The 25263-nt window shown below is 48.0% G+C and carries 16 protein-coding genes; 12 read left to right on the forward strand and 4 right to left on the reverse strand.

Features of this window, described 5'->3' with window-relative positions; translation table 11 throughout:
* The first annotated feature begins 33 nt into the window (after positions 1-33).
* Positions 34-1839, forward strand: coding sequence for a translation elongation factor 4 (lepA, locus tag V7676_RS03080; protein ID WP_335658189.1), 1806 nt, complete (start codon positions 34-36; stop codon positions 1837-1839).
* 30 nt (positions 1840-1869) lie between these two features.
* Here the strand turns inward: lepA and V7676_RS03085 are convergent, their stop codons facing one another.
* Complete coding sequence (locus V7676_RS03085; RefSeq protein ID WP_442955388.1) at positions 1870-2646, reverse strand: class I SAM-dependent methyltransferase; 777 nt, start codon at positions 2644-2646, stop codon at positions 1870-1872.
* Positions 2647-2894: 248 nt separating this feature from the next.
* On the opposite strand from V7676_RS03085, the gene V7676_RS03090 reads away from it, so the two are divergent.
* The 8 genes from V7676_RS03090 (at position 2895) to V7676_RS03125 (ending at position 14271) form a co-directional block, all read left to right on the forward strand.
* Complete coding sequence (locus V7676_RS03090) at positions 2895-4643, forward strand: HAD-IB family hydrolase (RefSeq protein WP_335658190.1); 1749 nt, start codon at positions 2895-2897, stop codon at positions 4641-4643.
* Positions 4644-4652: 9 nt separating this feature from the next.
* Entirely contained in the window at positions 4653-6998 is a 2346-nt protein-coding gene (locus tag V7676_RS03095; RefSeq protein ID WP_335658191.1) for a glycerol-3-phosphate 1-O-acyltransferase, read from the forward strand.
* Positions 6999-7024: 26 nt separating this feature from the next.
* On the forward strand, positions 7025-8584 hold the full coding sequence (locus tag V7676_RS03100) for a WS/DGAT/MGAT family O-acyltransferase (protein ID WP_335658192.1): 1560 nt from the start codon (positions 7025-7027) through the stop codon (positions 8582-8584).
* 87 nt (positions 8585-8671) lie between these two features.
* Positions 8672-10144, forward strand: a complete 1473-nt coding sequence (locus V7676_RS03105; RefSeq protein WP_335658193.1) for a DUF3336 domain-containing protein — start codon at positions 8672-8674, stop codon at positions 10142-10144.
* Positions 10141-10995, forward strand: a complete 855-nt coding sequence (locus V7676_RS03110) for an alpha/beta hydrolase (protein WP_335658194.1) — start codon at positions 10141-10143, stop codon at positions 10993-10995. Before V7676_RS03105 ends, V7676_RS03110 begins: the two co-directional genes overlap by 4 nt.
* Positions 10996-11023: 28 nt before the next feature.
* Positions 11024-11956, forward strand: a complete 933-nt coding sequence (locus V7676_RS03115; RefSeq protein WP_335658195.1) for an alpha/beta fold hydrolase — start codon at positions 11024-11026, stop codon at positions 11954-11956.
* A gap of 70 nt (positions 11957-12026) precedes the next feature.
* Positions 12027-13028 (forward strand): NAD(P)H-dependent glycerol-3-phosphate dehydrogenase, encoded by a 1002-nt coding sequence (locus V7676_RS03120; protein WP_335658196.1) that lies wholly within the window; start codon positions 12027-12029, stop codon positions 13026-13028.
* 286 nt (positions 13029-13314) lie between these two features.
* Positions 13315-14271 (forward strand): crotonase/enoyl-CoA hydratase family protein, encoded by a 957-nt coding sequence (locus V7676_RS03125; protein WP_335658197.1) that lies wholly within the window; start codon positions 13315-13317, stop codon positions 14269-14271.
* Positions 14272-14275: 4 nt separating this feature from the next.
* On the opposite strand, the gene V7676_RS03130 is transcribed toward V7676_RS03125, so the two are convergent.
* Complete coding sequence (locus tag V7676_RS03130; RefSeq protein ID WP_335658198.1) at positions 14276-16861, reverse strand: response regulator; 2586 nt, start codon at positions 16859-16861, stop codon at positions 14276-14278.
* A gap of 5 nt (positions 16862-16866) precedes the next feature.
* Positions 16867-19023, reverse strand: a complete 2157-nt coding sequence (locus V7676_RS03135) for a GGDEF/EAL domain-containing response regulator (protein WP_335658199.1) — start codon at positions 19021-19023, stop codon at positions 16867-16869.
* A 416-nt stretch (positions 19024-19439) separates the two neighbouring features.
* On the opposite strand from V7676_RS03135, the gene V7676_RS03140 reads away from it, so the two are divergent.
* Positions 19440-20021, forward strand: a complete 582-nt coding sequence (locus tag V7676_RS03140; protein ID WP_335658200.1) for a hypothetical protein — start codon at positions 19440-19442, stop codon at positions 20019-20021.
* 117 nt (positions 20022-20138) lie between these two features.
* On the opposite strand, the gene V7676_RS18820 is transcribed toward V7676_RS03140, so the two are convergent.
* Positions 20139-20492 (reverse strand): PilZ domain-containing protein, encoded by a 354-nt coding sequence (locus tag V7676_RS18820; RefSeq protein ID WP_442955391.1) that lies wholly within the window; start codon positions 20490-20492, stop codon positions 20139-20141.
* Positions 20493-20803: 311 nt separating this feature from the next.
* On the opposite strand from V7676_RS18820, the gene thyA reads away from it, so the two are divergent.
* Together thyA and V7676_RS03150 are read left to right on the forward strand one after the other, a co-directional pair.
* Positions 20804-21745, forward strand: coding sequence for a thymidylate synthase (gene thyA / locus V7676_RS03145; protein WP_335658201.1), 942 nt, complete (start codon positions 20804-20806; stop codon positions 21743-21745).
* A 210-nt stretch (positions 21746-21955) separates the two neighbouring features.
* Positions 21956-25207: an autotransporter domain-containing protein gene (locus V7676_RS03150; protein WP_335658202.1), complete on the forward strand. Its 3252-nt coding sequence runs from the start codon at positions 21956-21958 to the stop codon at positions 25205-25207.
* Positions 25208-25263: the final 56 nt, after the last annotated feature.

The raw sequence follows: 25263 nt of genomic DNA on the forward strand, positions 1-25263 counted from the left end.
ACAGCAGCTATAACCCCTGCTATCGGCGCCCATATGACCGAACGTTCCCATATCCGTAATTTTTCGATTATCGCCCATATTGACCATGGCAAATCAACGCTGGCGGATCGCTTGATCCAGCATACCGGTGGGTTGACTGAGCGCGAAATGAGCGAGCAAGTGCTTGATAATATGGATATTGAGCGTGAGCGCGGTATCACGATTAAAGCGCAGACGGTGCGTCTTCGTTATACTGCCAAAAATGGCGAAACCTATGAACTCAGCCTTATGGACACGCCGGGTCATGTCGATTTTGCTTATGAAGTATCGCGCAGCCTTGCAGCCTGTGAGGGGGCTTTGCTCGTCGTTGATGCGGCGCAAGGCGTCGAAGCGCAGACCTTAGCCAATGTTTATCAATCGATAGAACATGACCATGAAATCATCCCCGTTCTGAACAAAGTTGATCTGCCAGCGGCAGAGCCAGAGCGTGTGCGTCACGAAATTGAAGAAATTATCGGACTTGATGCATCCGAGGCAGTTCTCGCATCCGCGAAATCAGGCATCGGCATTGAAGATATATTGGAACAGATTGTTGCCAAGATACCGCCTCCCGGTGGAGACCGCGATGCGCCGTTAAAGGCCATGCTAGTCGATAGTTGGTATGATCCTTATCTCGGCGTTGTCATTCTTGTTCGCGTTATTGATGGTGTAATAACCAAGGGCCAGCGGATCAAATTCATGGCCCAAGGCACCGAACATCTGGTGGACCGCGTCGGCTGTATGACGCCGAAGATCGAACAATTGTCGGAACTCGCTGCTGGTGAAATTGGCTTTATCACGGCGCAGATCAAGGAAGTCTCCCAAACCGCCGTGGGCGATACGATCACGACAGTGAAGGGCGGCGCGACCGAAGCATTGCCCGGTTTTAAAGAAGTTCAGTCGGTTGTCTTCTGTGGCCTCTTCCCTGTTGATGCTGCGGATTTTGAAAAATTGCGCGAAAGCATCAGCAAGCTACGGCTGAACGATGCGAGCTTCACTTTCGAAATGGAAACCAGTGCCGCATTGGGGCAGGGCTTCCGTTGCGGTTTTCTCGGGCTCTTGCATCTCGAGATTATTCAGGAACGTCTGACCCGCGAATATGACCTCGACTTGATCACCACGGCACCATCGGTGGTCTATCGTATGGTGATGAACGATGGGTCCGAGCAGTTTCTGCACAATCCGGCTGATATGCCCGATGTCGTCAAGATTTCGGCCATTGAGGAACCATGGATTGAGGCGACTATTTATTGCCCGGATGAATATCTCGGCGGTATTCTAAAGCTGTGTCAGGACCGGCGCGGCGTACAGAAAAATCTGACTTATGTCGGTGACCGTGCGCAGGTGGTTTATGAATTGCCGCTCAACGAAGTCGTGTTTGACTTCTACGACCGGCTCAAGAGCATCTCGCGTGGCTATGCGAGTTTTGACTATCATCAGGTTGGATTGCGAACTGGCAATCTGGTCAAGATGAATATCATGGTCAATGGCGATCCTGTTGATGCGCTCAGCATGATTGTTCACCGCGATGCTGCTGAAACACGTGGGCGGCATATGTGTGAGCGGCTGAAGGATTTAATCCCGCGCCATTTATTCAAGATCCCGATACAAGCAGCCATTGGCGGCAAGGTGATCGCGCGCGAGACTATTGCGGCAATGCGCAAGGACGTGACGGCGAAATGCTATGGAGGTGATATCAGCCGCAAGAAAAAGCTGCTCGACAAGCAGAAAAAGGGCAAGGCCAAGATGCGCGAATATGGCAATGTGAGCATCCCACAGGAAGCATTTATTGCTGCGCTGAAAATGGGTGACGAAGGTTAGCTAAGTCCTATTGCCAATCATTGCCAATGGCTATTGTTGTAATGCGCAGGGTTTGATTTCTCCCGGCAACGGCGCTTTGCCGATTGGACGAAACCGTGCGAAATAACCACCTAGTGCTGGCCGCTCCATATAGCCGACTAACTGATAGCCGACGGCCTCGAACTCACAGAAAAGTTGTTTGGGCGGGATACCGTGTTGTGTAAGTTTACGGTCCACATCGACAACAATGACTTCACCGCCATTATATCTGCCACCATCGCGGTCTGAACGGATGGCGGGACGAAGCCGCGAGAGAAAAGCATAAGGCTCTCTCACTTCATGATACATATGGACTAGGAAGATGCGATCAAAGCTGTCTTTGGGCAGGCGCGGATCATCAGGCGCGCCCAATTTGATTGAGACATTGTCGAGTGCATCGCGCGCCACTCGGTCAGCCAGACGTTTAATCGCATCTTCGTCAATATCCTGCGCCAGCACTCGTCCATCGGCCCCGACTTTTTCGGCAAGCCGTACGGTATAATAGCCTTCACCGGCTCCAATGTCCGCGACCGTCATGCCCGGCTCCAGTCCTGCGGCCTTCATAATTTCTTCCGCCTCACCCACCGTATCTCGGGCCGTTTCCGTTGACCATTGATTGCCCGCTAGGTCGGAAACCGGCCGAGATGCTGGCGGGAAAGCCCGCGCAGTTTCTGGCCGATCTGCGTCGACATCGGGTACCCGTTTGCACCCGGTCAGTGAAGTCGCCACCGCAAATGCGGCAAGCGCCATGAGGGGAAGCGAGAGACGGTGCAGCTTAAAAATGTTCATGCAATTATAATTAGGCGAGGGGAGCAAGGGGAGCAATGGTGATTTTTTGCGGTGGTCAAATTGCAGATGTTATTTTGTTGGTCCTATATTGCAGGCGGGTCGGCTGACGACAGCCATAGGTTTGTATCAGGACATATACGGACTGTTGACGGACTAATATCAATTTAGCCTAATAAAGACTGTGAAAAGCAGCGTTTTTTTGGCAGAACGAAATTAGACTGGATAGGTCTGATGATTGAAGGAACAATATGGCTGATCGGGATTCCTATTTACAGGACGTAATCAATTCTCCTGAAGGGCCGCATATCGCTGCTCTGTTCGATTTTGATGGTACGATCATCGCCGGTTATTCCGCGACCGCTATGCTTTGGGAAAAAATCAAGCGTGGGGAATTGGGTGCCGAGGAGCTGATCGAAACAGCCAATGTTATGGCGCAATATTCGATGGGCAGCATGGGCTTTTCTGGTCTGATGATGGCGGCGGCAAAATTCATGAAAGGTGTGACCGAGGACAGCTATTTCGAATTCGGAGAAGAACTTTACGAAAAGCATATAGCGCGCAAAGTCTATCCGGAATCACGCGCTTTGATTGAGGCGCATATTGCAAAGGGACATACGATTGCGATTGTCTCTTCCGCGACGATATACCAGATAGAGCCAACTGCGCGGGATTTGAATATCGAGCATGTATTATGCTCTCAATATGAAGTCGAAAATGGAGAGTTTACGGGCAATATCATTCGCCCGCTATGTTTTGGAGCGGGCAAAGTCATCGCCGCGGAAAAACTGGCAAAGGAGTATAATCTCGATCTCGACAAGAGCTATTTTTATTCGGACAGTGACGATGATCTGGAGCTGTTGGAACGGGTCGGTAAGCCGCGTCCGTTAAACCCCAACGGTAAGCTGACAGAAATTTCCAAGGAACGCGGTTGGCCGCTGCAAAAATTTGATAGCAGGGGGCAGGGTAGGCCAGTTGACTATTTGCGGACGATATATGCAACGGGTTCACTTGTTACGTCTTTTGTCGCGGGATTGCCGATTTGGGCGCTGACCGGATCACAACGTGAGGCAACGAATTTTTCCACCGGACTTTTTGGCGACATAGCAACGGCTTTGACTGGTGTTGAGCTGGATGTTTCGGGTGAAGAAAACCTTTGGGTCAATCGCCCGTGCATTTTCGTCTTTAATCATCAGAGCAAAGCTGATGTGATGATCATGGCAAAGTTGGTTCGCAAGGATGTCGGCAGCATAGCCAAGCACGAGGTCAGAGATACGCCGATTATCGGAAAAGTGATGGAATTTGCCGGAACCGTATTTGTTGACCGCGCAAATGGTCGGAATGCAATCAAGGCAATGGCGCCGCTGGTTGACGCGATAAAGGTTGACGGAAAATCCATTTGCATTGCACCAGAAGGGACACGCACCTTGTCGCCCAAAGTGGGCCCATTCAAAAAAGGTGCGTTCCATCTGGCGTTGCAGGCCGGTGTACCGATGGTACCGATCGTGATCCACAATGCTGGTGATGTTGCTCCCAAAAATGAATTTGTTATGCGCCCTGCAGTCGTCAAGGTGGATGTTCTACCTCCTGTGGATACCAGCGGTTGGACGAGGAAAACGCTGAATAATCATGTTGCAGAGGTACGCGGCATGTTCCTGAAAGCGTTGGGACAGTCAGATGAGGATGCGGTGGTTGCTGCGGCGCCTGTGAAAGCCGAATCCGCGCCGAGAAAGCAGGCAGCTGTAAAACAGACAACACCGGCCAAAAGCGCGCGAGGCGGGAAAACCGAGGAGGCGATCGCTCATACAAAAATAACGCCGATTAAGAAACCTGCATCGCAAAAAACACGCGTAGCGGCAAAGGTCAGCTCCAGAACATCTACAGACGAAAAGGCTGTGAAAAAGCCTGTTGTAAAAAAGACGGTTGGCCGGAAGGCTTCCCAACAAACAGCATCTACAAAAAAGGCTGCTTCTACAAAAGCGGCCATATATAAAAATTAGGGAGCAGGAATGGACGAATCAACGACAATAGCAAAATCTGTACCTCTGCTCGCACAGGGGCCTAAACTATTTGTCATTGATGCCCGTAATCGTGTCGAACGCCGCTATCTTCTCGACTGGCTGAATAGTTCGCTGGCGGAAGGCGGGCAGGCACACGAGTTTAACTGGGTCAGCCTGCCCATTTCCGATGAACGAGTTCACCTGCGGTTGAAGGGATTAAGCCAGAAGCTGGATGCTGAGCCTGATACACTTGTAATACCAGTCCGGATTGCTTGGCGCATTCCGAATTTTGAAAAAAGCAGGGCGCTAAAAAAGCGACATGCGCTGTTTGGTGATCCCCGCACACCGGGCAGCTTTCGCGCGCGGATGATCTTGCTTCGCAACAAACGCCGCGCACAATGTCTCACCGGGCAACCGGCGACCATTGCCGATTTGAAACAGCGTTTTGATCAACAAAATGCAGTTTCTGTTCCTGACGATGAAGAAAATGAATTTGCCGGATTTGTTATTCGACAAGCTAGTCTGGTTCTCGATATCGAAGAACGGGGGCTTCGAGGGCGCCGCTACAAAGTCCCGCGGTTCGTTGCAGATGGTCTGCGTACAAGCCCTAAATTCCGCGCAGCCATGACCGAACTGGCTACAGATCTTAATAAGTCAGAGAGTGCACTGTACGACGAAGCTGGCAAATATATGAGGGAGCTCATTGCTCGTCCCAGTGCGTTATTCATTGATATGAAAGCTCGTCTGGATCGTTTCATGCTTTCGCAAGGCTATGAAGACGAAGTGGTGTTCGACAAGAACGAGTTAACACGGTTGCGTAAAACCATGCGGGATCATCCGACTTTGCTGCTGTTCACGCATAAAACCTATATAGATGGCGTGACGCCCACGGACCTCGCTTATCAAAATGACCTGCCGATGTTGCATGTTTTTGGCGGTATTAATCTGGATTTTTTTGGCCTTGGATTTGTTTTGAGGCGCGCAGGAACAATTTTCATTCGTCGCAGCTTTGAGAATAATCCGGTTTATAAGCTCGTCCTGCGCCATTATGTTAGTTATCTGTTGGAAAAGCGATTTCCGATGACATGGGCATTTGAAGGCACAAGGTCGCGTTTAGGGAAGCTGATGCCGCCGCGTTACGGCTTGTTGAAATATGTTATGGATAGCGCCAATTTGAATGATATTGAAAATGTTCATATCATTCCGGTTGTCACCAGCTTTGATTTGATCCGTGATGTGGAAGAATATGCCTCGGAACAAACCGGCCGGATTAAAAAGGCAGAATCGTTCAGCTGGTTCATAGGCTATTTGCGTAGCTTACGGGAGCCCATGGGCAAGGTTTACGTGGACTTCGGCAAGCCCGTGGTTATCAAAAAGGCGCCGCGGCCCAATGATCGGATTGGGCTATCAAAAATAGCATTTGAGGTTGCTGTGGAAGCCAACAGGGCAACACCGCTGACTCTCACTTCGCTAATGTGCTTGAGTTTGTTGGGTACTGCACCCCGCGCCATGACTGCTGATGAATTGCGCGCTGTAATTAACTTTTTTGTAAAATGGGCAAAGGCGCGGAATATCCGGTTCAGTGATGATCTGACGGAGAAAAATCTCGAAGGTCTTCAGACGGTAGTTGATACGCTGGTGAATAGTGGCCTGTTTCTTCGCTATGATCAGGGGTCGAGTACGGTTTATACCATACAACCGGAAAAACATCCGCTGGCCAGCTATTATCGCAATTCGATCATCCATCATTTTCTCGATAAGGCGATTATCGAATTGTCATTACTCAAAGCGAGGGAAGACAAGGATAAAATAGCGGTCGATGTGTTCTGGGCAGAAACTGACAGATTGCGTGATCTGTTTAAATTTGAATTTTTCTATCCGCCCAAGGAAGAGTTTCGAGAAAATCTGAAAGCGGAATTGACTCGTGCATGCCCTGATTGGGAAATGAAATTGGAACATGGCGGCATTTTGTTGAAAAGCCTGACCAACCGTTTCCAGCCACTCATAGGCCATGCTGTGTTTTTACCATTCGTGGAATCTTACACCGTTGTGTTAGATATATTGTCCCGATTAGGTCCCGGACAGACCATAGACAAAAAAACTTGTGTTGCCGAAGCGTTAAAGGAGGGGCGGCAGGCTTATTTGATGCGGCGTATAACCAGCGAAGCTTCCATCGGTAAAATCCTGTTCGAAAATGGCTTTAAAATGGCGGCTAGCCAAGGTTTGACGAGTGAATCGTCAGAAGAAACTATCGTCAAGCGTAAGGCATTGCTTCGTAAATTTAGGGCATTGTCGCGGAGAATGGAAAAGTCGCGTCTAGAGGTGCTGAGTCTTGCCGACAAAATATTTGAATGAATGAGCCTATAGGAAAGGAGTCTCCCATGACAGGCAAACCGCAGCTCCATCAGCTTAGTGCGCAGGACGCGCAGTTTGTGTACATGCAAACCCCGAACAATCCGACGCATGTCATGGCGGTCTATATTTGCGATCCTTCTTCTATTTCCGGCGGAAAAGTAAGATTTAAGGATATTATCGAACATATGCGTGGTCGTATGAAGGCTTCAGCAATGTTCAAACGCAAATTATACAGACTACCATTGGATATGGATCATCCCTATTGGGTTGAGGACGAGCATTTCGACCTTGAAACGCATATTTCGCACAGCCGATTACCGGAACCGGGAGACTGGCGGCAATTTTGTATTGAAGTCGCAAGGCACCACAGCAAATCTCTCGATATGAACCGCCCGTTGTGGGACATGTCTGTTGTGGAGGGACTGGATAATATCAAGGGGATTGCAAAAGGCAGCTATGCAATTTTGACGCGGATCCACCACTCGACCATTGATGGCGCTTCTGGTGCGCATTTTTTTGCGTCTATCTCGGATATTGATATGAAGGGTACGCCTGCCATCCCGGTTCCGACGGAGGAAACGGAAATCGCATCGCTGCCTGACCCGGTCGAAATTCTGGGCCGTGCGATTAATAGTGCTGTGACATCACCGGTAAAATTGACTCAAGCTGTGTTAAAATTAACCCCTGCTTTGTTAAAAAATGCAGAGAAAAATATCATAGGGGCGCAAGAAGGAGGGGGAGGAAAAGTCCCTGACACTCGTTTCAACGGCCCCGTCTCTCCCCATAAAATGTTTGAGGCGGTAACATTTGATCTGAGCGACTTGAAAACGATCCGTTTGAAGGTCGATGGAACCACTATAAATGATGTTGTGCTGGCCATTTGCAGCGGGGCGCTGCGCAAATATCTGACAAAGCATAAAGAGCTTCCTACCGAATCTTTGGTTGCGGTTGTCCCCATAAATGCGAGGAGCAGCAAGGGAGAAGAAGCCAATCCGGGAACGAATATATCGGCTATGACCGTAAAAATATGGTCGAATATTACAGATCCTTTGACAAGGCTGGAAGCGATCAGAGACACGACGCGTGAAACAAAGGCAGCTAAATCTGGCCTTAGCGCGCGGATTATGACGGATATTACGAAGCATATTCCCGGCGCCACCATGTCTGGGGTTGCCCGTGTACTAAATAGTGAACGATTTTCCCAAAAAGTGAGCAACCTCTTCATTTCCAATGTGCCCGGGCCCCAAGTCCAATTGTATATGAACGGTGCAAAGATAACGCATCAATATGGTTTGGGACCGTTAGGTAATGGTATGGGGCTGTTTATCGCAACACCAAGCTATAACGGAACGATTGCGTTTAGTATTGTTTCTGATAGAAAAATGATGCCGGATATTGAATTTTTTCGGGAATCTATTCAAATAGCTTTTGACGAGTTGTTGGATGCCAAGCCAGTGGTTGGAAAAGCCAAAACAGAGGCAAAGGCCGCGCCAGTGAAAAAGGCTGCGGAAACCGAAGGTAAGTCGGTCATGTACCGGCGGGTATCCAAATCGCCAAGACGAGCGCAGCCAGTGAAGTCGAAATAAAGGAGAGGCAAATATTCCGGGACGCCCGTTAACAGGTGTCTTTCCGCGGCGACACGTGTATTCCGTATCATAGTAAGCGAGTAAGATATGATTTTAAGCACCACTTTAAAGATGGAAAAGGCGATGGCTCAGGCGGAAAATTATTCCGACTGGTCAGATGCTGCCGCAGCGCATGATCGGTCCACTGGCGTCGACAAGTGGAAGGAATCGGATGAGAGTAAGCATTTCGATAGCGCCTCCATCCGTCGCCGTTTGAAAAGGATTTCTAAGCTTTGGAAAGAACAGGATAATGCAGGTCTGCTCTATGCTCTGAACGAAGGTATACACGGAAATATGGACGGTATGGGCAATGATCGCCTGCATCAGAAAGCCAAATTCGGGACCAAGCAATTAATTCAGGATTATGTCGACGCGATTGTTAATTCTTTGGAATATCTGGCCAGTGATAAGGTCGATGATATCCCTTTTGAAGAAAAGTTGGATTTCTTTCGCAGAGCGCAGCATTGTTATGGCCGCTCGGCTTTTTTGATGAGTGGTTCTGGCGCATTTCTTTATTTTCATGTGGGCGTCGTGAAGGCATTATGGTCTGAAGGTCTGTTGCCGCATATCCTGTCGGGGTCCAGTGGCGGATCCGTCGTTGGCGCGTTGGTTAGCACGCATGTCGATGAAGAAATTTCTCCATTTTTTGAGGCTGAAAATCTGGTAACAGAAGGCCGGGACGATGATAATCAGGGTTTTGGTTTGTTCGGTGGTTCCAGAAGCCTTAAAATAGATCAAATACGCGCTCGTATTACCAAGATGATCCCGGATCTGACGTTTCAGGAAGCCTATGAATTGACGGGTCGGCATTTGAATGTATCGATAGCGCCAGCTGAAAAGCATCAGACATCACGGCTGCTAAACGCTATCGCATCGCCCAATGTCTATATTCGTGAAGCGGTTATGGCTTCATGCGCTGTGCCGGGCATTTACCCGCCTGTAACATTAGCTGCGAAAGACCATACTGGGGAGCGTAAGCCCTATTTGCCCAATCGCAAGTGGGTTGATGGTTCGGTTACCAATGATTTGCCCGCCAAGCGGTTAGCGCGGCTTTATGGGGTTAATCATCATATAGTAAGCCAAGCCAATCCCCTAATCACGCCATTTACGACAGATGTGAAGCAACAAAATAACCCGCTTTCCGCTATTAGAAATGCTACGACATCAACAATGAAGGCATGGCTCAACGCCAATGTTGAGATAATGCAGAAACCGCTGTCCCATTTTCCACGGCTCAACAGCTTGGCCAATATGACACTGTCGGTGATTAATCAGGACTATACCGGTGACATTAATATCATTCGCCCTGCGATGTTCTGGAGCCCGGCTAAAATCCTTAGCGATTTGTCTGTCGAGGAAATAGCCGAACTTATTCAACTGGGTGAGCGTATGACGTGGCCGGAAATTGAAATGGTGCGTACCCAGACGAAAATTAGCCAGACGCTGGACCGGATATTGTTCGAATATGAATCTGAACTGGCGCATGATCATGTGGTTGCGATGAAAAGAAAAATCGCATGAAGCACCAAGAAGGTGCGCTGAATCTAATTTCGCCGTCCGCCGGTGCGGGGGCAAGGCTATATTGCCAGAGTTGGAGCCCGGAAGGTCGTTCCAACGCGGTCATCATTCTGGTGCATGGCTATGATGAGCATAGCGGTCGATATGGTTATTTTGCTGAACATTGTGTCAAAAATGGCTTTGCGGTTCACAGTCTTGACCATTGGGGGCATGGAAAATCGGAGGGAGTTAATGGCTTTATTCCCGACTTCTCTGTCTATCATGACGGGCTGGATGCGCTGATTGATGGACTGCCGGCTGATCAACAGGTGTTACCTCGGATATTGGTCGGACATAGTTTGGGCGGATTAATTAGCACGACTTATTTGCTGAAAAACCAGTCTCAATTTGTAGCGGCTGTGCTTTCGGGGGCTGCAATCAAGGCTACCGAGGAACCTTCTTCTCTTATGAAGGGGTTGAGCAAATTGCTGTCAAAAGTTGCTCCAAAAATGGGCGTTTTGGCGCTGGATGCCAATGGCGTTAGCCGTGATTCAGAGGTTGTGGCTGACTATCTTGCAGATCCTTTGGTATCCGGAAGCAAGATCAGCGCGCGTCTTGCGGTTGAGATGATGGCCAATATGGATTTGGTACAAAGAGAGGCCGCTAAGGTTACGCTGCCGCTGCTGTTCCTGCATGGCGGAAATGATAGTCTGGCTGCTCCTAAAGGGGCAATTTTTCTGCATGAGCACATTAGTTCGGATGAGAAGCTGCTTAAAATCTATCCCGAGCTTTTTCACGAAATTTTTAACGAGCCTGAAAAAGACAAGGTGCTGACGGATATGACCAACTGGATAGAGGGTATATTGGCAAAATAGCTGCGTTAAATGCGAACGGGGGAGTTTCATGATGATGATCATTTTATATATTTTGGGCGCAATAATGTTGGCCGGGATGATCGCATATCATGTTTTTCCGCAAATATTATATCGAGCGATATCGGCCATGATCCGCGCGCGCGGCGGTATGCGACCAAAATCGATCAGAGTTGGCGATGATACCTGGCCTTATCTGGAAGGTGGCGAGAGCGACGGCGTGCCGGTGATCTTGCTACATGGCTTTGGTGGCGACAAGGATAACTGGTCTATTTATGCCCCGTATATAACAAAGTGGCATCGTTTAATTGCCCCTGATCTGCCCGGTTTTGGCGAAAATGACCGTTCCCTCGATAGGGAATATGATATTTTGTCGCAGGTACATCGCCTGAACGCTTTTCTCGAGGCCATGCATATCTCCACATGTCATATCGGTGGCAATAGTATGGGGGGCTATATTGCTCTGCAATTTTCAATGGAATATCCTGAGCGGGTTTCATCTCTTACTCTGTTTAATAACGCGGGCACGGTCGGAAAGGATAAAAGTGAATTGGAAATCGCTGCTGAAAAAGGCGACAATTCATTAGCTTTGAATAATCTATCGGACGTGGATCGGCTTATGGCATTTATATCCTTTAAGCCGATACCGATGCCGAAAAATTTCAAGAAATTATTCTTCTCAGAGGCTAAAGCGCATAAAGATGTTCTGGACAAGATATTCTGGCAAATTGCTGGCTCAGGTATCAACAATCCGCTTAATGACCGGTTGGCCGAGGTCAAAGCGCCTAGCCTGATTATATGGGGGCGCAATGACCGTCTGATTGACGTCAGTTGTGTATCGGTTCTGGAAAATGGCATTAAAAATAGTGAGGCTGTAATTTTCGAAGAAACGGGACATGTTCCGATGATAGAAAAGCCGAAAGATACTGCATCTGTACATCTAGCATTTCTTGCAAAACATTGAGTTTCTGGTCAGTTTGATCGCAGGCTTCTCTTTTTGAGAAACACAGTCGCAGGAAATATAGGGAAAAGGCATGAAATTGCGAGTTGGCATATTGGGCGGAGGTTCTTGGGGGACAACGGTAGCCTCGTTAGTGTCGCGCAATGCTCCCGTAAAAATTTGGGCAAGAAACAGTGATACCGTTCATGATATCAACATAAACCACCGCAACAGCAAATACCTACCCGATGCGATAGTGCCGGATGCTGTGAAGGCCACTCATGTTATTGGGGAAGCTGTTTCCGATGCAGACGTGCTAGTTATGGCAATTCCGTCCAGTAATTTTCGCACAGTACTCGAAGAAGCCAAGCCCTTTTTGCGGCCATGGGTCCCGGTAATCAGTCTGACCAAAGGTTTGGAACTGTCCACTGGCAAACGGATGACCGAAGTTATTGAAGATGTGCTGCCGGGACATCCCGTTGGGGTGCTAACGGGTCCCAATTTAGCCCGCGAAATTATGGCAGGACAGGCTGCTGCCAGTGTGATTTCAATGGAAGACGAGATTATCGTCAAACAATTACAGCAACTATTCCATTCTGGTTTATTCCGTGTTTACACTAATACTGATTTATTGGGCTGTGAATTAGGTGGAGTACTCAAAAATATTATCGCTATTGCAGTCGGCATGGGCGACGGTTTGGGGGCAGGAGACAATACCCGCTCTGCTTTGATTACCCGCGGTCTGGCTGAAATTACACGGCTAGGCGTTGCCATGGGCGGGCGCTCGGAAACTTTCTCTGGTCTCACTGGAATGGGTGATATGATTGCAACCTGCACCAGTCCGTTGAGCCGGAATAGACATGTCGGTGTTGAGCTTGGAAAAGGTCGTAAAATCGACGATATTATTGAAGAAATGCTGATGGTTGCAGAAGGTGTGAAAAGCGCGCCCACCGTGATAGCTCTCGCGAAAAAATATAACGTGGCAATGCCCATTGCGGAGGATGTCTTTGAAGTTACGCAAGGCACTAGATCGGCGGTTCGTGCGTATCGCGGTTTGGTGAGTGCATCGGCAGGGTCCGAAGCAGAGGCAGGGTAAATGGTAGCGAAAAAGGTGATTTTTTTTATTCAACTCCATCGGATTGCGGTGGACATACCTGTGCGGACAATATGATTTAACATCAGATTTTATCCAATTTTACAATTGGTTGTTAACCATTTTGTCCCGCATAAGCCTATGGATTTCTCACTTCATTAAGGATGTTGATTAATATATTTACTTTTACTTGCTTCTTTTTGGGGCGTATCATAAAAATATCACCCAAGCGCTTCGGAAATTGTTACGACAAAGTATCGACGTAACCCCGATTATGTGGAGTGTATATATGGACTTACGAAGCCAGGCGGTGAATGATATTGAGAGTGAATTGATCGTTGATGGACATGATTCTCCGATCACAACGCAATTTGGTCTCGACCAAGATATACTGACACAAAAGTTCAATGAACTTGATTTGCGGTTCGATAAAACAGATGAAATTTTCTGGTGTTATATGAACCAAAAATCACGCCCCAGTTACACTTATGAACTGGGTGATGAAATCCAACAGGTTCAGGATTGGATACACACAAATTACGCGATGGATGTATCCCACAATACGGACCCGTTGCGCTATTTTGTCTCTGGATCGCACACACCGGGCATTTACAATCTGGGCGGTGATCTAACACATTTTGCGGATTGCATCCGGCGACGTGATTTAGGCGCGTTGAAGAAATATGCGCGGACTTGTGTGCATATGCAATATGCCAATAGCACAGGCTTTGGCGCTCCCATCATTACCATGGCTTTGGTGCAGGGGGATGCTTTGGGTGGAGGTTTTGAACATGCTCTGGCCTTTGATATTCTCGTTGCGGAAAGAAGTGCGCGGCTCGGTTTGCCCGAAATTTTGTTCAATTTATTCCCGGGTATGGGAGCCTATAGTTATCTCCGACAGCGGCTAAGCCGCCGTGAAACAGAACAGTTCATATTGGAAGGGAAATTGTTCGGGGCCGCAGAGCTTTATGACATGGGCGTCGTCGATATTCTGGCTGAGGATGGCAAGGGCGAAGAGGCAATTGTCGAATATGCCAAGCAAAATGGCAAACGATTCCATGCCGAACGCGCAGTCTATAAAGCGCGGCGCCTGGCCAATCCGGTCACATTAGATGAGTTGTTGGAAATTACAGATATGTGGGCGGAAACTGCGCTTCATCTTGAAGAAGCCGATGTGCGGAAAATGGAGCGATTAGCTAAGGCGCAAGACCGCAAAATCGCGCGTTCACTTGAGGTGGTTGGATAGCAGTTTATCCGGCTGCGCTATAATCCTTGTCGATCCGGCTATTCTGAACAAATTCCGGATCAATCAGATAGCTCGTAATCCGTGACACTTCCTGATTAATCTGGGACAGGTATTCAAAGCGACGTTCGGTGAATTTTAATTCCGTGATGATTTCCAATTCTCCGCACATCTGGGCCAATTTCATTGCGCCAACATTATTGGCACCGCTTTTGAACGCGTGGGCTTGAAAACGGAAAGCTTCGACGTCGCACTCATTTACCGATTGATCAAAGGCGTGCATTATGTCTGTTGTATCTTCGATATAGGCATCAACGATTGACTGAACAAAATCATCGTCACCGATGGATCTTAAATAATCAATCTTTTCTGGGTCGAGTGGCGGGGCAAGTTCGTTGATCCGTGTCGATGTGATGGAACGAACGACGTTAAACGGATCGGATTGTTGAGATAGTCCCACTTCATCGACGCTGATATAATTGCCTGTCTGCTCAGCTACCATATCGAGCAAGAGTCCTGCTTCAATCGGTTTTGTGAGGCGTAAATCCATGCCTGCATCAAGACATTTCTTCTCTGTTTCGTCAGTGGAGTCTGCAGTAAGGCCGATGATCGGAATATGCTCGCGTGGTCCTTCGATCTGACGCCATATTTTACAGCATTCGATGCCCCCAATATTGGGCATGTTGACGTCGAGAAACACTATATCAAAACTTTGCTGTTCAAGTTCATCTAAGGCTTGCTCACCGTCGGAAACAGCGACAACCTTATGGCCCGCATTGGCAAGTATGGTTTGCAAAACCATTTGATTTGTGCGGTTGTCATCCGCCACAAGAATGTTCAGTCCAACGTCGTTGCGGATGGTCCGTCCGACATCATCTTCTGGTTGATTACGGTTTCGGTTGAAGGAACAACCAATTTGAACGACGCTGCGTATCGTATCAAAATCCGGAGATGCAGGTAAGACAGAGGCAAAAGCGGCACGCAGTTTAATCTCATCAAGACTTTTGCTGTTGTTTGAGGAAAGTAGGACCGGCGGCAAATTAGCATCGCGGAAATAGTTCCAAAATATAGCATCATCTTTATGTTGTTCCGCTATCTGATCATCAAGCAGAGCGAGGTCATAAGAGGATAGCTGAAAATTCTGTAGGATCGTTGCCAACTTGTCTGTTGTTGTGCATTGGATATGTTCGATATGGAATTCTTTGGCGTCTTCATGCGATATAAGCGGGCCATGTGGGGCGAAACCCAGTGACAATATCTTGAAGTTTTCGCCATGCAGCGCGTCTTCGTCGTCTTTGATCATGTCAATCGGGCAGGATAGGGTGAAGGTGCTGCCCTCTCCGATAGCACTTACTAAACTCACCTCGCCGCCCATTTGCATCGCGAGTCTTTGGCAAATAGCCAGTCCAAGTCCTGTGCCGCCGAAAGTGTCGACGATGCCGTCATCCGCTTGTTGGAAGACACCGAATATTTTATCGTGGGATTCTGCCGCTATGCCCGGTCCGGTATCAGTCACTGAGCACCATAGCTTCGGCGCTTGTTGTGTGTCGTCGATCCAGCATTTAAGTGTCACAGAGCCGGTAGAGGTAAATTTCACCGCGTTACTTGTCAGATTGATCAGGATATTACGGATATAGTCGAGTTGTCCAGAGACGCGGTGGTCGCTCATCGCTTCGGCTTGGAGATGGATCTCTAAGCCTTTTTCGGTAGCCGCTAATTGCATGATGTCCCGCACATCAGTCAAAATATCCACTACGCTGAATTCTTTGGGTGTGGGCAGCTCTTCTTGCGTGTCAGATTGCGCAAAACTGAGCAATTGGTTTATCAGGTGGAGCAAATGCTTGCCGGCTGAGACACTTGTTCCAACCATTTGTTGCTGGGCTTCGGGCAGCTTCATATCTAACAAATGGGTGCCATAGCCGATAATGGCATTCAGCGGCGTGCGGAGTTCGTGACTAATGCTTGCGAGGAAAAGACTCTTCGCTTTGTTTGCTTGCTCTGCTTCTTTGGTCGCCTGTGAAATTTTGATGATCAGGGTTGAACAATAAGTAGGAACAACTATCAGACCGATTACCAATCCCAATGATAGTGACATATTATGATGCCAGTACGGCACGCTATAAACGGTCCAGCCGAATGAGAGCGCTCCCATCGCCGCCGCTATGCCTAGCCATTTGATACCGAAGCGAAAGCCATAGCCCAATATCACCCAAAGATATAACGGGTAGAGCGCGGCTACAGCCCCGCCAGCTATTTCAAATAGGTAGGTGGAGGCGCCGAAGTCAACCACCAGTCCAGCAAAACGTCTGGCGTTGCTTGGCTCAGGATTGAAACGATAACCGATCAACAGTGCTAAGCTTCCTATTAGATGAAGCTGAAGGCCGAGCATCACATTGGGAGCACCACCTAGGAGATATGTCACTGCTAGCGTTATGATAATTAATATTAGCCGGTTGACGATCATCTCGCGCTCACGGTCGCGGCCACGTGTTACTATATCGTTATGGTGCCCATGATGATGGTGAGCCGAATGTCCGTGTCTATATTTATGCTTATGTTTGCGGAAATGTGTGGGCCGGACAAAGAATAGCATTGGGGCTATCCTATCGCCGAATCGGGGAGGAACTTATTTTGCTTACCGAATAGTTTGGGCAAATTATCGACATGCTGTGGCCGGGCAATTTTAAAGCCCTGTATTTCATCACATCCAGAGACCTGCAGCAATTCCAGTTGTGCGTCATTTTCGACGCCTTCAGCAATAACCCGCATGTCCAGTGCATGGGCCAAATGGGTAATCGTACCAATAATTGCGCGATCGGCGGCAGAATGCTCAATTCGTGAAATGAAGGTGCGATCAATTTTCAGGCAATTGGCGGGCAGGTCACGAAGATATTGGAGCGACGAATATCCAGTACCGAAATCATCAATGGAAATGCCAACACCCGCATCGCGGAGGCGGTTTAACGATTGGCTGACATGGGCGTTATTATTAAGCAGCAATTCCTCAGTAATCTCGACGACTATTTTCGATGGATCGATCCGGTTCAGTTCAATGTTTTCCAATATGTCTTGCCAGACATCCTGATTCTGGAACTGACGCGGTGACACGTTTATGGCCACGCGCGGAAGGTCAACTCCCTCATCCGCTGACCGACGGATTTGGCTGCATACTTCGGCAATGACCCATTTTCCAAGAGTATCCATGATCCCGGTATCATCGGCAACCCGAATAAATTGTAATGGAAGCAAGCGTCCGCGGGTCGGATGGTCCCACCGTAGCAACGCTTCAAGTCCGACATAGTCTAGGGTTTTTGCATCAACAATCGGTTGGTATTCCAACGCAAACTGATTCTGGCTCAACGCATCGCGAAGTTCGATTTCGAGCGCAGCATCAGCTTGGGCGATCTGGTTCATGCCTTCTGAAAAGAAGCGATGGCAATTACGGCCATTGGCCTTTGCATCATACATGGCAAGGTCTGCAAGCCGCAGTAATTCTTCATATTCATCGCCATCGTTCGGAATTAAGCTTACTCCGATGCTGGCTCCAATAACTTGCTCAATACCGCTAATCGAATAGGGCTCGTTTATTGCTTTTAATATCTTGTTGCAGCGGGAATTAATGGCATCAGGACCATCAATTTTTCCCAGAATTATCGCGAATTCATCGCCGCCAATACGCGCTGCAAAATCATCAGGACCAATAATATCAACGAGCCGTTCAGCTACCTCCCGTAAGAGAGTATCGCCGCTGTGATGCCCGCGCGTATCATTTATGACCTTAAAACGGTCGAGATCGAGCAGCAATAGCGCCGCTTCCTGTCCGGTACTCTTACATGTATTAATGGCTTTGCGCACTTTTTCGGCCAGCAAAGCACGATTGGGTAGGCCTGTTAACATATCATGCAGCGCTAGATGGGTCCTATGCTCTTCGGCGAACTTACGTGCGGTAATGTCAACGGCTGTCGACAAAACACCGATTGTTTCGCCATTATGATTAAGGAGAGGGGATTTGTTGCAGTGGAAGATCAGTTCGACGCCATCGCTAGTATGCTTTTCTTCATAATGCGGGATCGGTTGTTCTGATTTCAATACGATGCTGTTTCGGCGTTCAGCGTTTATGGCTAGATCTGGAGCCAATAGTTCGTTGAAATCACGACCGACCATTTCATCAGGCGTTTTGTCGAACAAAGCGGATTGATAAGCGTTGGTAAAAAGGCATCTACCGGAGCGGTCCGTTGCGTTGATCATGATTGGGATCGTATCGATGATCTGTTCCAACATGCTTTTGTTGGCAGGCGCACTTTCATCCGCGATATCATTCAGTGATGCGTGTTTGCGCTCGATTTCCGATGCACGCTTTCTTAAGTTTACACTTTTCTGACTCTTGGTAAGTAGAGACATTGCGCGTTTGCAAAATTCGACATGAGACACAGGACTTTGCAGGAAATCGGTGGCACCGGCATCCAGCGCTGACAGACGGCATTCGCGGTCTTGATGTGCAGTAATAACAATGGCCGGTACGTCGCTGCAACTTGACATTTTACGGACTTTTTTGATGAACTCCGCGCCATTCATCTGAGGCATCCGATAGTCCACAACCAGCAAGTCGGCGCTATTAGAATTCAGCCATTCCAGTGCTTCTACAGGGTCAGCAAAGGTCACGGCGGAGTATTCCTCCCCCATGATTGTTACAAACTGGGCGTAAATCCTTAGATTTGTGGGCCGGTCGTCGACGATGAGAACGCGAGTGGTCATAGGATTGCAATACGTACCGATAATCAAAATAAGGTTAACGTTGCATTGGGATTCTCATTTAAAAGTTCCGATGAACTTTCTATGAAAAATAATCGATAAATGGCTTATTTTAGGTATTTATCCGGGTTATATCACCTCAGGCTGCCGCTATATTTAAGGTGACCGCTTTTTGATGAAAGCGCTCCTGTAAATTTTTATTGTCGTTAAGAGTGGTAAAATAGCCCATTCCCTTACGGCAATCACATTGCTTAAGAAGTGTCTATCGGGTGCCTCATCTTTTCACGAATTTATACGGTGAGCTTGATGTAGCTTGCTATCGAAGCTCAAATTTAGCACTTGTTAGTCCGGCCGAAACAAGAACAATGATGTTCATCACCGACTATCAAATTATCGCTGCATCGGAATAGGGGAAAACCGTGGAATTCACATATGCTGAGATACTGGATATTCTAGTTACCAAGCACAATATTGCGAATAGCAAGCAGGTTGCCTTTCGTGGCCGGTTGCAACATTTTCAGCGCCTCGGGTTTCCGGAAGGTGCCAATACCGGCAAAGGCAATACGGTGTCTTATTCATGGCGGGAATTATTTTTAATCGGCATGGCATTGGATTGTCTGGAAATCGGATCCACGCCCGACCGTAGTGTGAATGAGATTGTAAAATTTGAAGATGTTTTCCTGTCGGCAGTCGCCAGTGTCGCGATTGGTAACAAAAACGAGGAAAATAAAGAGTTTAAATGTTTCCTCATCGTCGAATTGTCGAACCTTATGTCCTTAAAGGAAGAAGCTGATTGGAGCCAAATAGTAAAATTGCTCTCCCATCACGATCTGATGCAAATTCTATCCAGTGAAGGTTTGGACGCGCATCGCTCACCCTATGCATTAATTGATCTGCGACAGTTTCTAGCGGCCATTTTGAACGGAATTTTCAATTGTGTCGCGGGCTCGAAGAAAACCGTTGTCACTGATTTGAAGGTTTGGGCCCGCGAGCAATTATAGCAAAGCTATAGTCGTGTAGAGTGCCGCACTTTCACGTGAAGCATGGATTTGGACACTATTTGCAGACCTTTTTCTAACGATAACGTCAAGGCGCGGACCCAAAATAGAGGCCCCCGTTTAATCCGATGTGGGGTTTAGACTTCGCAATTTTGAAACCAATTGTTCGAAAATTTTGGGGTTTAGCGTTCGTGTAAATTGACATCCATAGTCCTTAAAACCTTCCCACCTGATAGTTGCGCTCAGCGATTGAATTCCCGGTAATCGTATGAAAACGGGTTGAGCGGGGTTGAGGCTTCGTTTGCTCGTCAATTTAAATCCGGAAACTGAAATATCGGACAAGGTAGCACGGCTTAATTTTTGTCCGGATTGGCAAATTAGTATCTCGGTATGGATAGGCTCTCTGGTCGCATTCCTACTCTCGATGACAGAATCGTTGCCGTCAGCAGGATTGATATTATTTGCAATGCCCATGTTTGCCTTCCGATTTTATATATATATTCTTCTCAGAACGGCAAGTTGCTCAAATTTTGAAGGGTAGTAGGGTAAAGATTATTTGCCATGTGATGATTGGACTGACGCAAGGGCGATACGATCTCTGCATTTACCCTCTTTCTGGATGATCGAGATTGCAAATATCTCTGTCTGTTGGTCAGGAAGAGAGAATTTGAACCTTCAGCCTCTTTGTCCTGAATGAGTTTTTCGACCAGGCTGTACTGATAATAAATTGTCAGGTTGAGGATCACAGCCGGGCGGTATAGCGTGACCTGGAATATATAATTGGAGTGAGCGTTGTGATTCCCGGCCAGCATTACGAACAACAATATCTCGATCTGATGCGTCATATCTGGACGCATGGCGATGAACGAGTGGATCGCACAGGGGTAGGAACCAAAGCCGTATTTGGCGCGACGATGCGCTTTGATCTGGCGGACAATGCTATTCCACTTCTCACTACTAAACGGGTGTTCTGGAAAACTGCGACCAGAGAAATGTTGTGGTTCCTGACCGGAGACACGAATATTCGTTCACTGGTGAAACAAAAAGTCCATATCTGGACCGATTGGCCTTTGGATAAATATCGGAAGGAAACCGGCGAGGATATTGATCGTGATGCTTTTGAACAGCGGATTATCGACGATGATGCGTTCGCGCAACAATGGGGTGATCTGGGCCCTGTTTACGGTAAGCAATGGGTTAACTGGCCGCGCTATACGCCAGTAGGAGAGGACCTGTATCGCCTCGAGGAAAAAGGGATTAATCAGATAAAGTTGCTGATTAATGGGTTAAAAAATAACCCAGGCTCGCGGCGGCATATATTTACTGGCTGGAACGTGGCTGAACTGGATCAAATGGCATTGCCCCCATGTCACAAAACCTATCAGTTTTACGTGTCGGGCGGTAAATTATCTGCGATATTATATCAGCGCAGTTGCGACCTTGGACTGGGTTTTGCGTTTAATGTGTATTCTGCTGCATTGTTGGTTCGGATGATCGCGCAGCAATGTGATCTTGAGCCGGGTGAATTGGTTTGGAACGGCGGCGATGTGCATCTTTATCTCAACCATTCAGAGCTTGTGGAAGAACAATTGTCTCGTGAACCCACTGGAGCACCGAAGTTTAAAATATTGCGTAAGCCGAAGTCAATTTTTGATTATCAAATTACGGATTTTGAGGTGCAGGACTACGTTCCGCAATCCCATATTTCTGCGCCTGTTGCTGTTTAATTTCAATGTGAACCAAGCTCTGAAAAGTTGCGATAAATTATCATTGAATTTCCTTTGCAGATAATTTTATTGCAGGGCGGGAATGTATATTCGCGCCAATCTGTGATAATAATGATTTTGTAACGAGTCGCGTAATGCCGAAAATACAGTAGTAAAGTCAGTTCCGAGAGTAGTGAGGCGTAGTCCAAACAATTTTCAGGGAGCTTTACAATGAAATTCCGTAGCAGAACTCGCCTATTACTGATAAATATATCTCCAATCGCCTGTATTGCTGCCTTGGTTGCACCGGCTCAGGCCCAAACCGCTCCGACGATGGTGGAAAATACTCCCCATATTGTCATTCGCGATGACCTAACGCTAAACGATCCGCCACCCGGCGGAATTTTAGACAATATTGTAGATGTCACAGGCGTTGGGCAGATGACTGTTCGATCTAATCAGAACACCACTTCTTTGGGTCTTTGCACGGGTACCCTCATTAACCCGCGTACTGTCATATTCGCCGCCCATTGTGTCAATGACCAAGCCGCTAATAGCTACGGGTTCGCTACGGGAGGCACTGCTATCGCCTTTGGCTTTAGTGCCAATAACCTTCCTGCCGTTCGCCGCTGGGTTGGACTTGACGGTGGTATAGCAAACCAGACGGACTTGGGTTTCAATATCTATAATGTTGAGCAAGTTTGGTATGACGAACGCTCCCTAGCAACAGGATTTCTTGAGGCAGATGTTGCGCTGGCAACTCTTGATACACATGCTGACGGAGTGCCGACTTGGACCATGTTATTCTCTCCATTAACTGCAGAAACGCACGGCATTATAAACGGTTATGGGGCAAGAGGTTTGGGGCCTAATGGTTCAAATCTGGGCATTGATTTCCGTCGCCGTATTGCCGAGAATATGATTTCGTCTGCAAGTTCGCTAAACGATAGAAATAACTTCCTCTTCGGCCCGGATGATTATGGGTTACCGCAAACTCTATATAATACCGATTTTGATAGCCCGGCTGGTCAAGATGCTTTTGATGACACAAATGGGATGTTCGACTTCGACCTTTATGACGGCGCCGCGTTGCCGCGCGAAGGAACGACAGCCGGCGGTGATTCCGGCAGCGCATTGGTTGCGGATGAGCTTTTCGACACGCCAGTTATAACCGCGGTTTTGTCCGGTGGTTCGAGGTTCTTCGGCAATAATCCGGCAGACCCTTTAACATATCAACCATTTTCATCTTATGGGACACAAAGCTTCTATCAACCGCTTTATTTGTTCTGGGATCAGATCGTAGCCAATAATAGCTATGTTTACGCTTCGAGCCGCTCTGGAACGCGCAACTGGTTAAACCCGAACCATTGGGTGCAGGATATGGACCCCAATTATGGGATTAGTGTTGATGGCGAACTCGTCAACGCACTCCCCGGGTTTGAAGCACCCGGTGTTACAGGAGATACACCAAAATTTGGTAATCTCTGTTTTCTTGATGATTGTATCGACCTTTCAACTTTAAGCGTCGAATTAGATGAGGGAACGCCTAATAGCGTTTATATCGAAGGTGGCCCTGGTAGCCTAAACTTCGTTCCTAATAATATCGTTGCTGATCCATCGGCTGACATTCGAGCTCGCTATTATGAAGTGACATTGGCAGCGAACGGGACAACTAGATTGCGCGATGACGTGACTATTGATCGTCTTAATATAGAGGGAGCAGCGAGGCTTGATATCCTTAGGCGCGGCAACCTGAAAGTCTGGGGTGATTATACCCAAACCGGCGGGTGGCTCGACCTTCGCGGCAGCCTAACAACAGGAGAGGCTTTCCTTGGTACAGGGCTTTTAACAGGTGATGGTTTCTTTGATCCCACTTATCTGACTTCGGTTAATGGAACGATAGCGCCTGGTCAGGACTTCGGGGATACCGGCACTTTAACAATTGCGGGTGATGTGATTCTGGCATCCGGCACGTTGTCTATTTTTGATGTCGGACGTTACGGTAATGACAAATTAGCGGTAATTGGTGACGATGATAATCTTGGTGTGATTTCGTTGGGCGGTACAGCTGCCGTGATCAACGCCTTTGGTCGAGGCAGTGCTCGTTACGGCCAGACTTTCCAGATTATCACAGCAGAAGGTGGCGTCGAAAATAGTTTTGATGACGTTGTCGGACGGATTGGCATATTATATCCAGAGCTGATTTATGGTCCGAATAATGTAACCGCGCGGATGCGGGCGCTTCGGTTCTCTGATTTCTTCAACAGTCACGGTATTACCAACCCATTTTCACTAGCATTTGGTAACGCATTAGATAGCGCTCGAGGCAGCTCCTACACTGATCTTTCTAATGTTTACGGGTTGATTGATGTGATGGAAGCCGGTGAATTAAACGCAACTTTCCAGAGCCTGTCAGCATCGCAAGCTGGGAGAACAACAACTTTAGACGAAAAACAGAGCAGATCTATGCGGACATTGGTTTCAGACCGATTGTCGTTGCTCGGCACAGAGCAAGGCGGTGCGGGCAAAATTCGTATCATTGGCGCGCCGGAGGTTCTTGATAGCCGACAGCAACTGACTGGAAGTACGGCATCTCAGATTAGCTTCGCCAAAAATTATCAGTCATCCAATTGGAACGCGGTGAGGCTTCCAGAGAATATAAGCGGCTTTATGTCTGTAGGATATAATCGGTCGTCTCTTGCCTTTTCGGGTGACAATGTCGGAGCGACGCAAGGTAGCTGGCATATCGCGATGGGACTGGAATTTGGCTTAAATGATCGTACCACATTCGGTACCGCCTTTGGCTATGCTGATGGCATCCAAGAGGTTGGCGGTAGTGTTGCCAATGTCCAGACAAACCAAGCGTCCGTTTATGGCAATTATCGTCTAGGTGGAAACTTCTATGTCGGCGGACAGGCATCCATGTCTCATTCTCGGATTGATTCTAATAGCCGGATTACTGGGGGGCTGTCGGTAAATAGTCTGAATACCACTTCGTTGGCTTTTGCGAGTGAGATTGAAGCCGGGTATAATGTCGATGTGGATGGGTTGATGCTCACACCGCGTGCTAGTATTGGTTATTCGTCCTATAATGTTAACGGATTCCGAGACAGCGCGGGCAGTCTGGGAATGGCAGTGGATGAGATTAACCGCTCAGGCTTGGAAGCTAAGGTGGGATTGAAGCTATCCGGTAGCACCAAAATGGCGTTTGTATCGGGATGGTCTTTCCAACCTGAAATGAAGCTGGATTATATAAACAGGATTTCCGGGAATGATACGGATTTCCGTTTACGGTTCCTCGACGCTGACAATCTTCCATTTGCTTTGCCCATAGGATTGCAAGATGCATCTTATGGCGAGATGAAAGGCGGGTTTAACTTTACCAATGGAGCTCTGAGCTTTGGTGCCGCAGTTGAAAGTCGGCTGGGGCAACAGCTTTATCGGGATGACCGGGCGATGGTGAACATGGCGATGCGCTTCTAAAAACTGATATCGCTGTAGGTGGCGTTGAAAGGAGGAGCAGTGAACTGCTCCCCCTT

Origin of the sequence: Parasphingorhabdus sp., from assembly GCF_036963805.1 — a bacterium.
Taxonomy (GTDB): Bacteria; Pseudomonadota; Alphaproteobacteria; order Sphingomonadales; family Sphingomonadaceae; genus Parasphingorhabdus.